General features: G+C 73.3%; 14 protein-coding genes. 7 read left to right on the top strand and 7 right to left on the bottom strand.

The features are described from left to right. Positions 1-142: 142 nt before the first annotated feature. Complete coding sequence (locus ACZ6SD_RS10310) at positions 143-1039, top strand: hypothetical protein (protein ID WP_465316612.1); 897 nt, start codon at positions 143-145, stop codon at positions 1037-1039. Here ACZ6SD_RS10310 and ACZ6SD_RS10305 read toward each other — a convergent pair. The 5 genes from ACZ6SD_RS10305 to ACZ6SD_RS10285 all read right to left on the bottom strand — a co-directional run bounded on the left by ACZ6SD_RS10305 (position 1011) and on the right by ACZ6SD_RS10285 (position 5765). Then, positions 1011-1793 (bottom strand): putative protein N(5)-glutamine methyltransferase, encoded by a 783-nt coding sequence (locus ACZ6SD_RS10305; protein ID WP_465316611.1) that lies wholly within the window; start codon positions 1791-1793, stop codon positions 1011-1013. The genes ACZ6SD_RS10310 and ACZ6SD_RS10305 overlap by 29 nt on opposite strands. 146 nt (positions 1794-1939) lie before the next feature. Continuing rightward, positions 1940-3166, bottom strand: coding sequence for an RNA polymerase sigma factor (locus ACZ6SD_RS10300; RefSeq protein ID WP_465316610.1), 1227 nt, complete (start codon positions 3164-3166; stop codon positions 1940-1942). Next, positions 3163-3531, bottom strand: a complete 369-nt coding sequence (locus ACZ6SD_RS10295; RefSeq protein ID WP_465316609.1) for a YciI family protein — start codon at positions 3529-3531, stop codon at positions 3163-3165. Before ACZ6SD_RS10295 ends, ACZ6SD_RS10300 begins: the two co-directional genes overlap by 4 nt. Positions 3532-3637: 106 nt before the next feature. Continuing rightward, a complete protein-coding gene (locus ACZ6SD_RS10290) occupies positions 3638-5341 on the bottom strand; it encodes a putative bifunctional diguanylate cyclase/phosphodiesterase (RefSeq protein WP_465316608.1) in 1704 nt (567 codons plus the stop codon). 61 nt (positions 5342-5402) lie between these two features. Continuing rightward, positions 5403-5765, bottom strand: a complete 363-nt coding sequence (locus tag ACZ6SD_RS10285; RefSeq protein ID WP_465316607.1) for a hypothetical protein — start codon at positions 5763-5765, stop codon at positions 5403-5405. Positions 5766-5832: 67 nt separating this feature from the next. On the opposite strand from ACZ6SD_RS10285, the gene ACZ6SD_RS10280 reads away from it, so the two are divergent. The 5 genes from ACZ6SD_RS10280 (at position 5833) to ACZ6SD_RS10260 (ending at position 9908) form a co-directional block, all read left to right on the top strand. Then, a complete protein-coding gene (locus ACZ6SD_RS10280; RefSeq protein WP_465316606.1) occupies positions 5833-6633 on the top strand; it encodes a glycerophosphodiester phosphodiesterase in 801 nt (266 codons plus the stop codon). A 44-nt stretch (positions 6634-6677) separates the two neighbouring features. Continuing rightward, positions 6678-6854, top strand: coding sequence for a hypothetical protein (locus ACZ6SD_RS10275; protein ID WP_465316605.1), 177 nt, complete (start codon positions 6678-6680; stop codon positions 6852-6854). Then, positions 6851-7558, top strand: coding sequence for a class I SAM-dependent methyltransferase (locus ACZ6SD_RS10270; RefSeq protein ID WP_465316604.1), 708 nt, complete (start codon positions 6851-6853; stop codon positions 7556-7558). The genes ACZ6SD_RS10275 and ACZ6SD_RS10270 overlap by 4 nt, the downstream gene beginning before the upstream one ends. Before the next feature lie 119 nt (positions 7559-7677). Further along, positions 7678-9099, top strand: a complete 1422-nt coding sequence (locus ACZ6SD_RS10265) for an MFS transporter (RefSeq protein WP_465316740.1) — start codon at positions 7678-7680, stop codon at positions 9097-9099. Positions 9100-9563: 464 nt separating this feature from the next. Continuing rightward, a complete protein-coding gene (locus tag ACZ6SD_RS10260) occupies positions 9564-9908 on the top strand; it encodes an RNA polymerase-binding protein RbpA (protein WP_465316603.1) in 345 nt (114 codons plus the stop codon). 119 nt (positions 9909-10027) lie between these two features. Here ACZ6SD_RS10260 and ACZ6SD_RS10255 read toward each other — a convergent pair whose 3' ends face one another. Together ACZ6SD_RS10255 and lnt are read right to left on the bottom strand one after the other, a co-directional pair. Next, positions 10028-10792, bottom strand: coding sequence for a polyprenol monophosphomannose synthase (locus ACZ6SD_RS10255; RefSeq protein ID WP_465316602.1), 765 nt, complete (start codon positions 10790-10792; stop codon positions 10028-10030). A 47-nt stretch (positions 10793-10839) separates the two neighbouring features. Then, positions 10840-12462 (bottom strand): apolipoprotein N-acyltransferase, encoded by a 1623-nt coding sequence (lnt, locus tag ACZ6SD_RS10250; RefSeq protein WP_465316601.1) that lies wholly within the window; start codon positions 12460-12462, stop codon positions 10840-10842. Between the two features lie 180 nt (positions 12463-12642). Between lnt and ACZ6SD_RS10245 the strand changes: the two genes are divergently transcribed. Beyond that, a complete protein-coding gene (locus ACZ6SD_RS10245; protein ID WP_465316600.1) occupies positions 12643-13317 on the top strand; it encodes a cyclase family protein in 675 nt (224 codons plus the stop codon). The last annotated feature ends 4 nt before the right edge of the window (positions 13318-13321 follow it).

The following is a 13321-nucleotide window of genomic DNA, read 5'->3' as shown; positions in this document are numbered from 1 at the left end:
AACAAAAAAAAGCAGCGAGGAGGGGGATGGAAGGGAGAGACCAACACACGGCATCCCCCCTTTTCTCCTTCTTCCCCCTCCCCCCCCCCCCCCCCCCCCCCCCCCCCCCCCCCCCCCCCCCCCGGCCCGCGGAGGTGACGTGATGACGACACGGGCGAGAACGGCGGCGGTGGTTCTGGCGGCCCTGGTCGCCGCAGCCTGCGGCGCGCCACCGGACGGCGGCGCGGGGGCAGGACAGGTGGCCTCGGTCGATTTCAGCCAGTTGCCGCTGGAGCGGTACCGGTTCGGCCACGAGCAGGAGTTCCTGTTCCAGCGGGCCACGAACCTGCTCATCGGCGAGTGCATGACCGCAGCCGGGCACACCTGGCAGGTCGAGCCCCAGGTCTCGCCGGGCAATGACCCGATGCTGCGCCGCTACGGGGTGCTCGACGCGGCCGTCGCCGCCGAGCACGGGTACCACCCGCCGCCCGACGGCGACCCCACCCGGACGCTGCGCCAGCAGGCCGTCGAACTCGAAGCGCCGGGCGCGGCGGAGGCGCTGGAGGGACCGGCGGGCAGCGAGGGGCAGGGGTGCGCGGGGCAGGCCCGCGAGCGGCTCGTCGCGGGCGCGGGCGCCGCGGACCACGACCTGTTCACCGAGCTGGACGCCCAGTCGCTGGACCGGTCCGCCGAGCACCCGGACGTCGTGGCGGCGCACCGGGCGTGGCGGGACTGCATGGGCGAGCGCGGCCACTCCTATCAGACGCCGCGGGAGGCCGTGGCGGACAAGGCGTGGGACTTGGCAGCCCCGGTTCCCGCCGACCGGGAGCGGGCCGTCGCGGTCGCCGACGTCGACTGCAAGGAGCGGGTGGGGCTGGCGCGGACGTGGCTGCGGGTCGAGACCGAACTCCAGCACGGGCTCGTCGCGGCGAACCTCGCGCGCCTGGAGCCGCTGCGGCGGAGCAACGAGGTCTACCGGGCGAACGCCCTGGCCGTGGTGCGGCGGCTGGATCCGAGGACCGCGGACTGCCTCACCCAGGGCTGGGCCGGGTGCCGATGACGACGGTGGCGCCGAGGTCCGGGTCGGTCGCCACGCGCGGGGTCAGGTCGTTGGCCGCGAAGCAGGTCGCGGTGCTGGGCGCCTGGTCCGCGCTGGTCTCGACCAGCAGGTGACCGCCCGGGGCCAGCCAGCGGGCGGCCTCGGCGGCCACCCGGCGGGCCACGTCGAGGCCGTCGGCGCCGCCGTCGAGGGCGACCCGGGGCTCGTGCAGGCGGGCCTCCGGGGGAAGCAGGCCGATGGCGCCGGTGGGGACGTAGGGGGCGTTGGCGACGAGCACGTCGACCCGGCCGCGCAGCGCGGCGGGCAGCGGCTGGTAGAGGTCGCCCTGGTAGACGTGGCCCGCGGCGCCGATGTTGCGGGCGGCGCAGCGGGCGGCGGCGGGGTCGATGTCGACCGCGTGCAGGTCGATGCCCGGGTGGGCGGCGAGCAGGGCGGCGCCGACCGCGCCGGAGCCGCAGCACAGGTCGACCACAACGGTCCCGGCCAGGGCCGCGGCCTGGGCCACGAGGAACTCGGTGCGGCGGCGGGGGACGAACACGCCGGGGTCGACCGCGATCCGCAGGCCGTGGAACCGCGCCCAGCCGAGCAGGTGCTCCAGCGGTTCGCCCGCGACGCGGCGCCGCACCAGGGCGTCGAGTTCGGCGGGTGTGCGGGCCGCGCCGACGAGGAGGCTGGCCTCGTCTTCGGCGAACACGCACCCGGCGGCGCGCAGCAGGACCGCGATGGTGGGGGAAAAGGGGACTAACAGTGACATGAGCGCCTTTCGCCGGATGCCGACGGGCGCTCTCCCGGTCACCTGTCCGACGGGACCGCGCGGCCGTGCGGCGAGAGCACCCGACCTGGACTAGAGGTCATGGGTTCCCACCTCCTCGACGCCTCGCGTGACGGAACCGGGTCAGGCTAGCGGAGCGGGTCGCCGCCCAGGCGCGCGGCCTGGGATTGCAGGTAGCCGCGCTCGGGCAGGCTCAGGGTGCGTCGCGCCGCGAGCCGGTAGGACTCCGCGGCGGCGGCGGGCTCGCCCGCGAGTTCCAGCAGGTGCGCGCGCACCGCGTCGAGCCGGTGGTGTCCGCGCAGCCGGGTGTCGAGGGTGGCGAGCAGGTCCAGCCCGGCGCGCGGGCCGTGGACCTTGGCCAGGGCGACCGCCCGGTTGAGGGTGACCATCGGGTTGGGCGCGACGCGGTCGAGGATGCCGTAGAGGACCAGGATCTGCGCCCAGTCGGTTTCCTCGGTGCTGGGCGCCTCGGCGTGGATGGCGGCGATCGCCGCTTGCAGCAGGTACTCCCCCAGTGGGGCGCGGGCGAGGGTGTCGGTGATCAGGGCGACGCCTTCGGCGATCTCGGCCTGGTCCCAGCGGCCGCGGTCCTGCTCGGCGAGGGGGACCAGGGCGCCGTCTGCGGTGGTGCGGGCGGCGCGGCGGGCGTCGGTGAGCAGCATCAGGGCGAGCAGCGCGGAGACCTCGCCGTCGTCGGGCAGCAGCCGGTGCACGACGCGGGTGAGGCGGATGGCCTCGGCGGTGAGGTCGGGGCGGCGCAGGTCGGGGCCGGAGGTGGCGGTGTGGCCCTCGTTGAAGATCAGGTAGAGCACGTGCAGGACGACCCGCAGGCGGGCCGGGTCGGGCGGGTCGCGGAAGGCGGCGCCCTTGATCCGCGCCTTGGCGCGGCTGATCCGCTGGGCCATGGTGGCCTCGGGCACCAGGAACGCGTGCGCGATCTGGGCGGTGGTGAGGCCGCCGACCGCGCGCAGGGTCAGCGCGACCTGCGACGGGGGCGACAAGTCGGGGTGGCAGCACAGGAACAGCAGGGCCAGGGTGTCGTCGGTGTGTCGGGGGTCGGGCTCGTCGGGGCCCGCGGCGAGGACGTCGGCGGGGCAGGTGGCGGCCTCGCGGCGGCGGCGGGCGGTCTCGCCGCGCCAGTGGTCGGTGAGCTTGCGGCCCGCGACGGTGACCAGCCACGCCATCGGGTCGGCGGGCACGCCCTTCTCGGGCCAGTGCAGCGCGGCGGCGAGCAGCGCCTCCTGCACGGCGTCCTCGCAGGCGTCGAAGTGCCCGTGGTGGCGCACGAGGACGCCGAGGACCCGCGGCCCGTGCAGGCGCAGCAGGTCCTCGACCGCCTCAGGGTGTTCGCTCACACGTCCGGCCCGGCGGAGAACATCACCGGCCGCACCTCGACGGCCAGCCCGTCGATCTTGGTGTCCGGGATGAGCCGGGCCAGTTCGAGCGCCCGTTCCCGGCTCTCGCAGTCGACCAGGTAGAAGCCGCCCATGAACTCCTTGGCCTCCAGGAACGGGCCGTCGGTGACCACGGGCACCCCGTCGCGGGCGGCGACGACGGTGCTGGTGCTCGGGTCGCCCAGGGCCTGGGTGAGGATCAGCTCCCCGGTCTCCCGCATCGTCTTGATCAGCTGCTCGTGGCCGCTGCCGATCGCGGCCTTCTCGTCCTCGGTGAGGGCTTCCAGGATGGCCGGGTTGATCTGCATGATCAGCAGGTACTTCACGTCTCGCGCTCCTCGCTTCGCCGCGCCGCCATCGGGCGCTTTCGCGGGGAAGACGGAGCCGACGACAGGTTCTCTACACCGGCCAGGATATTTCTTCCGACCGGTCCTACGAGTGCTCCCGCAGCTGCGCGGCCAGCGACGGGTCGCCGTCGAGGTCGCGCATCAGGGTGGGTCTGCGCATCCACACCCCGTGCGGGCGGGCGAGCAGCCGCTCCAGCGGCTCCGGCTCGCCCAGGTGGAAGCCCTGGGCGACGCGCACGCCGAGCCGGGACAGCGCCTCGACCTGGGTGGCGCGCTCGACCCACTCGGCGACCACAGACAGCCCGAGGCCGCGGGCGATGTCGACGATGCCCTGCACCAGCACCGTGTCGCGGCTGCCGTAGTCGATACCGTGCACGAACTCGCCGTCGATCTTGAGCCCGGTGATGGGCAGCTGCTTGAGGTGCACGAACGAGCCGAACCCGGAGCCGAAGTCGTCCAGGGTGATCCGGCAGCCGCTGGCGCGCAGCTGCTGGGCCAGGCTGCGGGCGGCGTCGAGGTTGGTGACCGCGGCGGTCTCGGTGATCTCGAACCCGAGGCGGCCGGGAGCGACCCCGGCGGCGGTCAGCCGGTCAAGGACGAAGTCGCCGAAGTCCTCGTCCTCCAGGGTGCGGCCGGAGACGTTGACGTTGAACCGCAGCCCCGGGTACGGGTGCTCCACCAGGGTCTCGATGGCCTTGCCCGCGACCCACCGGTCTATCTCGAAGACCAGGTCGCTGCGCTCGGCGGCGAGCAGGAACTCCCCCGGCCCCAGCCGCGGCTCGCGGCCGTCCTCCAGGCGCAGCAGCAGCTCGTGGCCGATGACCCGGCCGCTGCCCAGCTTCACCATCGGCATGGCGTGCAGGACGAACCCGCCGTCGGCGAGCGCGGCCCGGACCCGCTCGACCACGGTGACCCGCAGCGCGGTGTCCTGGTAGTGGCCCTGCTCGTAGACGGTGACCCGGTTGCGGCCCGCCGCCTTGGACGCGTAGAGGGCCATGTCGGCGTTCGCCAGCACCTCCTGCCAGCCCACCCCGGAGTCGAAGGTGGCGATGCCGACGCTGACGGTGATCCGGCTGGCCCCGGCGACCCCGCTCATCGGGATCGCGGCGATCGCGTTGCGCAGCCGGTCGGCGGCAGCGACGGCGTCGCGCTCGTCGGTGTCGGCCAGCACCGCGGCGAACTCGTCGCCGGAGAGCCTGCCCAGGACCTGCCCGCTGCCGATGCGGTCGCGCAGCAGCGACGCCAGCGTGCACATCACCCGGTCCCCGGTGGGGTGGCCGTGCAGGTCGTTGATGTCCTTGAAGTGGTCGAGGTCGAGCAGCAGGAACGCCCCGCGCGCGCCCAGCGCGAGCTGCCGCTCCAGCTCCCTGGTCAGCGCGCGCCGGTTCGGCAGCCCGGTCAGCGGGTCCTCGTCCACCATGCGCAGCAGCTCGTCCTGGTGGGCGGCCAGCCCGGCGGCGTCGAGCTCGCGGGCCCGCCACCGGGACACGTCGGTCACCCGGTACAGCAGCTGCCGGTCGGCCGCGGCGGTGCAGCGGATCTCCAGCCAGCGGTGGCCCGCGCCCTCGGGCAGCGGGAACGAGATGACGACGTCGGTCTCCCGGGGCGCGTCAGGGGCGCCCGCGAGCAGCGCGGTGAGCGAACGGTCGACACTCTGCGCCGCGGTGAGACCCAGCAGGGCCGTCATGGCGGGATTGACCCACCTGATCTGGCCGCGGTGGTCGGTGAGCGCGAAGGCGGTGTCGGTGGCGGCCACGACCTCCGCCGGGGCGGTCGATGGATCCGTCACCCGGCCTCCCTCACCCGTTCTCGTGGGGACATGAGCACGAAGCGTAGTGGACCGGTCATGATCAGCGCAGTCGCTCAAGGTCCTTCGCGCTCAGGTACACGCGTTCGGCCAGTTCGCCCAGCTCATCGCCGTCGGCTCCGTCGCGGGCCGCGGTGCGGATGTCCTCCGCGGCGCAGCGCAGCGCGAACAGCCGATCCTGCAGGTCGGCGAGCTCCGCGGCGGACAGCACGACCGCGTCCTCGGGCAGCCCGCCGCGCTGCACCGCGGTCCGCCGCTCGTAGGCGCGCTGCCTGCACGCCTGGGCGCAGTAGCGGCGGGGCCTGCCCGCGCGGGTGTCCTCGGGCAGCTGGGCGCCGCACCAGCCGCACGGCCGGGCCTCGTCGCGGCGCCGGGACGGCTCCGCCAGTCGGGTAATCGCAGCCATGCCGCTGGACGCTAGCCGGACACTTTGCGTGCACCGCGCAGCCACGCCGCTGGGGCACACTCGACGGGTGCGATCCGACCGAGCCGACCGATCCGTTCATGGGTTCTTCCACGGTCCCTACCCGCGCGCGTTCGTCCACCGCGGGTGGCACTACGACGACCTCGCGGGCATGGAGAACTCCCTGTCCGCGTTCCGGCGGGCGGTCGCCGAGGGGTACCGGTACCTGGAGACCGATGTGCACGCCACCCGCGACGGGGTGGCCGTGGTCCACCACGACGCGCGGCTGGACCGCACCACCGACAAGGTCGGGCTGGTCGCCGAGCAGACCTGGCGGACGGTGGCGCAGGCCAAGATCGACGGCCGGGAGCCGGTGTGCCGGTTGGAGGACCTGCTCGAAGAGCTTCCCGACGCGCGGGTGAACATCGACGTCAAGTCGACCGCGGCGATCGAGCCGGTGCTGTCGGTGCTGCGCCGGACCAACGCCGAGGACCGGGTGTGCCTGGCCTCGTTCTCCGAGGCGCGGCTGGCCCGGGTGCGCAGGCTCGCCGGGCCGGGGGTGCTGACCTCGATGGGGATGCGGGCGATCACCGCGTTCTGGGCGGCGCGGCGGCTGCCCGCGGCGTGGACGCGGCCGGGGAAGCGGCCGCTGCTGGCGCAGGTGCCGGTGCGGCACGGGCCGCTGACCGTGGTCGACGAGCGGCTGGTCGCCTCGGCCCGCCGCCGCGGCGCGGAGGTGCACGTGTGGACGATCGATGAGCCGCAGCAGATGCGCGAGCTGCTCGACCTGGGCGTGGACGGCATCATGACCGACCGGCCCAGGGTGCTGCGCGACGTGCTGATCGAGCGTGGCCTGTGGCAGCGGACCTGACTCGACCTCCACTTGACCTTCAGTGTCAGCCGCCGTCCGCCACCGTGCCTCGGGGCGTGTGCGGGCGGCTGGCGGGCGACCAGCCACGCGTCGAGCGGCCGGACGGGTCGGTCGAGACCACACCGGTTTCCCCGCGGCGGCTCGGCGGCGAGCTGAACGACGACGAATCATCCCGGCTGGTCGCCACGGACTGGGCGAGACAGGGCATCCTGGCGCCGTGACCGAGACACGCGAAGATCCACTCGACCGCGCATACCGGGAGCCGGTGGACCTGCCAGGCAAGACCGCGGAGCTGTTGACCGACGTCACGGGGATCGTCGTGGACGTCGGCGGCGACCGGAGAATCGGGCGGCGGTTACGACAGACCCGGCCCGACCTCACCGTGGTCTCCGTCGACCGGTCGCGGGCGGACGTCGCGGGCGAGGCGTGCGCGCTGCCGCTGCGCGCGGGCTGCGCCGCGGCGGTGCTGGCCCCGCACCTGCTGCGCGCGGTCGCCGACATCGACGCCGTGCTCGCCGAGTTCGCCCGGGTCCTCGCCCCCGGCGGGCTGGTGGTGGTCTCGGCCAACGCCCTGGGCGACCTGCGGGAGCTGCGCGCGCTGTGGTGGGCCGCGGCGCGCGACTGCGGCGTGGTGGACCCGCCGCCGTTCCTCGACGCGGACGAGAGCTTCCCGCTCGACCACGCGCAGGCGTGGCTGTCGCGGCACTTCGGCGAGGTGACCGTGACACCGCTGCGCAGCACCGTCGCGGTGCCCGCCGAGGCGGCGCTGGCCCTGGTCGCGTCGTCGCGGCCGACCGAGACCGACGTGACCTGGGAGTTGCTGGCCTCCATCGTCGAGCGCCGGGTCCGCGACGTGGTCGCCGCCGAGGGCGGGTTCACCCTGACCACGATCACCGGCGTGGCCACCGGCGTCCGCGCCCGCTGACCCGTCCGCGAGCCCGCCGGGGATCGGGTGTGGATCAGCGGTGTCGATCATCACCGGGTTCCGCGCGCAGTACCCTCCGCTGGGAAAGCGGCAGCACGACAGTGGAGGCGGCGTTGAGCATGGTGGACGACAGCACCGGGACCGCGGCCGCCGCCGCCCGGAAGCGCGAGCAGAGCGGCTGGTGCTGGTACGACTGGGCGAACCAGGTGTTCCCCACCTCGGTCACCACCGTGTTCGGCTCGCTGTACCTGACCGAGGTCGCGGCAGCCGCGGCCATCGCCGACACCGGCCGCAACGGGCCAGCCCCGTGTCCCGCCGACGCCGCGGGCAACACCGACAAGCTGCGCGACTGCGACATCAGCCTGTTCGGGCTCGACTTCCCCGCCGGGTCGCTGTGGGGCTACCTGCTCTCGGTCGCGACCGTGGTGCAGGTGCTGATCGTGCCGCTGATGGGCGCGATCGCCGACCGGTCGGTCAACAAGAAGCCGATGCTGGCCCTGTTCGCCTTCGGCGGCGCCGCGGCCACCGTGGCGATGGCCCTGGTCAGCGGCGCGAACTGGGAACTGGGGGTGGCCCTGTTCATCCTCGCCAACATCGGCTACGGCACCTCGGTGGTCATCTACTACTCGTACCTGCCCGAGATCGCCACCGCCGACGAGCGCGACGGCCTCTCGACCAAGGGCTGGGCGTTCGGGTTCCTCGGCGGCGGCACCGCGCTGGCCGTGCAGCTGGTGATCTACCTGTTCCGCGACAGCTTCGGCATCACCTCCGGCAATGCCGCGCAGATCGCGTTCCTCATCTCGGGGCTGTGGTGGGCGCTGTTCACCCTCATCCCGCTGCGCCGCCTGCGCGGCCGCCACGACCGGCCCCAAGCCGCCGCGGTCGAGGGCTCGCCAGTCACCGCCGGGTTCCGCGAACTGCGCGACACGCTGCGCCACGCCCGGGCGTTCCCGCTGACCCTGGCGTTCCTGGGCACCTACCTGATCTACACCGACGGCATCGCCACGGTCGCGAACGTCTCGGCGCAGTACGGGCGCGAGGAACTCAAGTTCGAGGCCGACGTGCTGATCACCACGATCCTCATCGTGCAGTTCGTCGCGTTCCTCGGCGGCGTCGTGCACGGCATGGTCGCCCGCCGCATCGGCGCGAAGAAGACCATCATGATCAGCCTGTCGGTGTGGGTGGTGGTCATCGGCTCCGCCTACTTCGTGCAGGCCGGGCAGGCGGCGCAGTTCTACGCCCTCGCGGGCGGCATCGGGCTGGTCCTGGGCGGCACGAACGCGCTGTCGCGGTCGCTGTTCAGCCAGATGGTGCCCCCGGGCAAGGAGGCCCAGTACTTCGCGGTCTACGAGATCGGCGAGCGCGCCACTTCCTGGCTTGGCCCGCTGCTGTTCGCCGTCATGGCGAGCACGACCGGCTCCTACCGCTACGCGATCATCTCCCTGGTGGTGTTCTTCGCGATCGGGCTGGTGCTCATGTGGTTCGTGCCGGTCCGCCGCGCCATCGCCGCCGTGGGCAACCCGGAACCCAAGATCCTCTAGGGCCCCGGGGGCGACCCGGCCGACGCCCAGGACAGCCGCGCCACCCGCCCGGGGTCACACTATGGTGGCGCGGACACGGAAACCACCCGCGTTGATACGCACAGTGACCACACGGACGCCCCCACTTCCACTACAGTGCGTTAGCAGGTGTCGGCCGGAGGCCGTGTCCGGCTGGGCGACCTGGGTGCCGAGCGGGCCTCCGGAGGCGGCTCGCATTCGCGTGACCGGGACTTTTCCGGGTACCATCCCCCAAGTGGGTGAGATGTTCATGTCCATCGCGCGAAATTGCGTCACGAACGCGGCTTCGGGGCATCTCTTAAGAGGATGCTGTTGTTGACGGGTGAAGCTTGTCACCCTGAGCGATCGCGGCGGGGGTGGCGGGAATCCATTTCTTGATCCGCTCGTTGCTCTGGGTAAGCAACACCCTGGTCCACCCGAGTGGGCCGAGTTGAAAGGACACCGCTATGGCCGACCGTGTTCTCCGTGGAAGCAGGCTTGGGGCGGTCAGCTACGAGACTGACCGCAATCACGACCTGGCCCCCCGCCGTACGGTCCGGTATGCGTGCCCGAAAGACCACGACTTCGAGGTCCCGTTCTCCGACGACGCCGAAGTCCCCTCGGTCTGGGAGTGCCGCCTGCACGGCACCGAGTCCAAGATGATCGACGGCTCGGACCCCGAGCCCAAGAAGATCAAGCCGCCGCGCACGCACTGGGACATGCTGCTGGAGCGCCGCACCATCCCGGAGCTGGAGGACCTGCTGACCGAACGGCTGCAGGAGCTTCGGGGCAGGCGCAGCCGCACCGCCTGACCACCTGGCCGACGGCCGCCCGGAACTCCCCCCGTCCGGGCGGCCGTCCCTCTCCAGGACACGTGTGAGGCCCCTTCCCACTCCCGGGAAGGGGCCTCACACGTGTGTCAGGCCCGGGGTCAGCGGGTGAACAGGGCCTTGAGCTGGGTGCCGCGGCGACGCAGCCCCCACTTGGTGACCCGGATCAGGGCCTCGCGGACGATGTTGCCGCTCATCTTCGACTCGCCGTGCTCGCGGTCGACAAAGGTGATGGGCACCTCGACCACGGTGAAACCCGCCTCGATCGTGCGCCACGCCAGGTCGATCTGGAAGCAGTAGCCCTGCGAGGCCACGTTGTGCAGCCGCAGCTTCTCCAGCACCGCCCTGCGGTAGGCGCGGTAGCCGCCGGTGAGGTCCTTGACCTTCGCGCCCAGCGCCATCCGCGAGTACAGGTTCGCGCCGCGGGAGAGCACCTCGCGCCGGACCGGCCAGTTGACGACCTTGCCGCCCGCGACCCACCGGGACCCGATCGACAGGTCCGCGTCGCCGAGGGCGTCGAGCAGCCGAGGCAGGTCCTCCGGGGCGTGGGAGCCGTCGGCGTCCATCTCCACGATCACCGCGAAGTCCCGCTCCAGCGCCCACTGGAACCCGGCGACGTAGGCGGCGCCGAGCCCGGCCTTCTGCGTGCGGTGCAGCACGTTGATCCGCTCGTCCGCGGCGGCGAGCTCGTCGGCCAGGTCGCCGGTGCCGTCCGGGCTGCCATCGTCAACCACCAGGACATGGGTCTTGGGCGCGGCGGCGTGCAGCCGCTTCACGATCGGCCCGAGGTTCTCCCGCTCGTTGTAGGTCGGGATCACCACCAGGACCGGTTCGAGCTGCCCCTGGCCGTGCGGCTGGTCCGCCATCGGTTTTCCTCCTCGCCGGGGTGCGCGCGCACCCCGGTCCGATATGTCTACTCGTCGTTGCCTGCCGCGGGTGAGACCTCCCGCGCGGCCGACCGTTCACGCCTGCGCGACACCAGTCCCACGACCAGCGCGGCCACGGCAGCGGCCACCATGGCCCGTTCGGGCCACGCACCCAGTCGGTCCGCCATGGTAGTCGCAGCCCGCAACGGCACGCGCTCGACCAGCGCGGCCGGGGTGAACAGGTCCGTGCTCTGGGTGACGCTGCCGTCGGGCAGGACGATGGCGGACACGCCGCTGGTGGCGGCGACGACGACGCTGCGGCCGTGTTCGACGGCGCGCACCCGGTCCATGGCCAGCTGCTGGTAGGTCATCTCGCTGCGGCCGAAGGTGGCGTTGTTGGTGGGCACGGCCAGCAGGGTGGAGCCGTTGGCGACCGACTCGCGGACCACCCCGTCGAAGGCGACCTCGTAGCAGGTGGCCAGCGCGACCCGGGCAGGCCCCATCGGGAACACGGTGGGTTCGGTGCCGGGGACGAACCGGCCCGCGCGGTCGACCGCGGCGCTGAACAGCCGGAAGAACCCGCGCATCGGCATCGTCTCGCCGAAGGGCTGCAGCTGCCGCTTGGTGTACTCCGCGACCGGCCCGGCCTGGGGGTCCCAGAGGAGCACGGTGTTGCGCGGCTGCCCGTCGTCGCCGACGAGGACCGCGCCCACGGCGATGGGGGCGCCGACGGCCTTGGCGGCGCGGTCGATGCGCTCGCGGGCGTCGCGGTTGCGGTAGGGGTCGATGTCGGAGGCGTTCTCCGGCCAGATCACCAGGTCGGGCTGGGGGACGCGGCCCGCGCGGATGTCGGCGGCCAGTTCTTCGGTGCGCCGGACGTGGTTGTCGAGCACGGCGCGGCGCTGGGCGTTGAAGTCCAGCCCGGCGCGCGGGACGTTGCCCTGGATGGCCGCGACGGTGGCCTCGCCCGCGTCGGGCGCGGTGCTCGCCAGCCCGGTGGCGGCCAGGCCCGCCGCGAGGGGGAGCACGGCGGCGAGCGCGGGGGCGGCGAGCAGGCGGGGCGCGGTGGCGCGGGCGGCGAGCAGCCGGACGAGTTCGCCAAGGCCGAACCCGGTGAGGGCGACCGCGAACGCGATCAGCGGGGTGCCGCCGAGGGCGGCCAGCGGCAGGAACGGGCCTTCGGGCTGGCTGAACGCGATCTTGCCCCAGGGGAACCCGCCGAAGGGGACGACCGCGCGCAGGGTCTCCCCCGCGACCCACAGCAGCGCCGCCCACAGCACCCGCCCGCGCAGCCTGCCGACCACGGCGATCGCCGCGCACGGGACGCCGACGAGCAGGGCCTGCAGGAAGCTCAGCGGCAGCCAGGCGACCGGGCCGACGAACACGCCGGTCCAGGCCAGCAGCGGGGTCATGAACCCGAGGCCGAACAGCAGCCCGTAGCCCAGGCCCGCGCGCGCCCGGGTTCCCGGCCCGCGGTGCAGGACCCAGCCGAGGACCGCGAACCCGATCGGCGCCAGCCACCAGGTCGGGCGCGGCGGGACGCTGAGGAACACCAGGCCGCCCGCGGCGAGCACGGCGAGGCAGCGCAGCAGCACGGGCCACGCGCCAGCGCGGGCGGGGGCTGCGGGGCCGGTGATTCCGGGCTCCGGGGACAGGGCGGGGGCGACCACGCGCTCAGCGTACGGGCGGCCCTGTGTGATTCCCGCTTCGGGAACCGGATCGTCATCTCGCGGGTAATCCCAGGTCACCAGCTCAGCTAAACCTCAACTTAAGGGTTAGAGTTCGTAGAGTCTCACCCTCTGGTCGAGGATTAGCCAAGATCGTTCGGGGCGCGGTGCTAGCGTCGCCCGGTGACCGAGCAGCGCGTGGGCGGACCGCGGAACCTGATCGACCTGAGCCACCGGATCCGGCACGGGATGGTGACCTACCCGGGGCTGCCGGGCCCGGAGATCAGCGACCACCTCGGCCGGGCGGCCTCGCGCGCCCACTACGGGCCGGGCACCGAGTTCCACATCGGGCGGATCACGATGGTCGCCAACACCGGCACCTACCTCGACAGCCCGTTCCACCGCTACGCCGAGGGCGCGGACCTCGCGGCGCTGCCGCTGGCGGCGCTCGCCGACCTCGACGGGATCGTGGTCGACGCGGGCGCGGAGCGGGTCGTCGGCCGGGCGAAACTGGTGGGGCACGAGGTGGCGGGCCGCGCGGTGCTGGTGCGCACCGGCTGGGACCGGCACTGGGGCGCCGAGGAGTACTTCACCGGGCACCCGCACCTGACCGCGGACGCCGCGGACTGGCTCGTCGCCCAGGGCGCGGCGCTGGTCGGGATCGACAGCCTCAACATCGACGACACCGACGACCCGGCCCGCCCCGCGCACACCGCGCTGTTGGGCGCGGGCATCCCGGTAGTCGAGCACCTGCGCGGACTCGACCAACTGCCGCCCGCCGGGTTCCGCTTCCACGCCGTGCCCGCCCCGGTGGCGGGCATGGGCACGTTCCCGGTCCGGGCGTACGCCATCGTCTAGACCG

This window comes from Actinokineospora sp. NPDC051303, assembly GCF_055586285.1.
Note: the sequence above shows the minus strand (reverse complement) of the source record. Positions and strands in the feature narration are given on the sequence as shown.

Excerpts from the sequence above, each read along its gene's own strand:
- ACZ6SD_RS10310 (WP_465316612.1), top strand. The coding sequence starts at position 143 with ATGACGACACGGGCGAGAACGGCGGCGGTGGTTCTGGCGGCCCTGGTC.
- ACZ6SD_RS10305 (WP_465316611.1), bottom strand. The coding sequence starts at position 1,793 with ATGTCACTGTTAGTCCCCTTTTCCCCCACCATCGCGGTCCTGCTGCGC.
- ACZ6SD_RS10285 (WP_465316607.1), bottom strand. The coding sequence starts at position 5,765 with ATGGCTGCGATTACCCGACTGGCGGAGCCGTCCCGGCGCCGCGACGAG.
- ACZ6SD_RS10265 (WP_465316740.1), top strand. The coding sequence starts at position 7,678 with ATGGTGGACGACAGCACCGGGACCGCGGCCGCCGCCGCCCGGAAGCGC.
- ACZ6SD_RS10260 (WP_465316603.1), top strand. The coding sequence starts at position 9,564 with ATGGCCGACCGTGTTCTCCGTGGAAGCAGGCTTGGGGCGGTCAGCTAC.
- ACZ6SD_RS10255 (WP_465316602.1), bottom strand. The coding sequence starts at position 10,792 with ATGGCGGACCAGCCGCACGGCCAGGGGCAGCTCGAACCGGTCCTGGTG.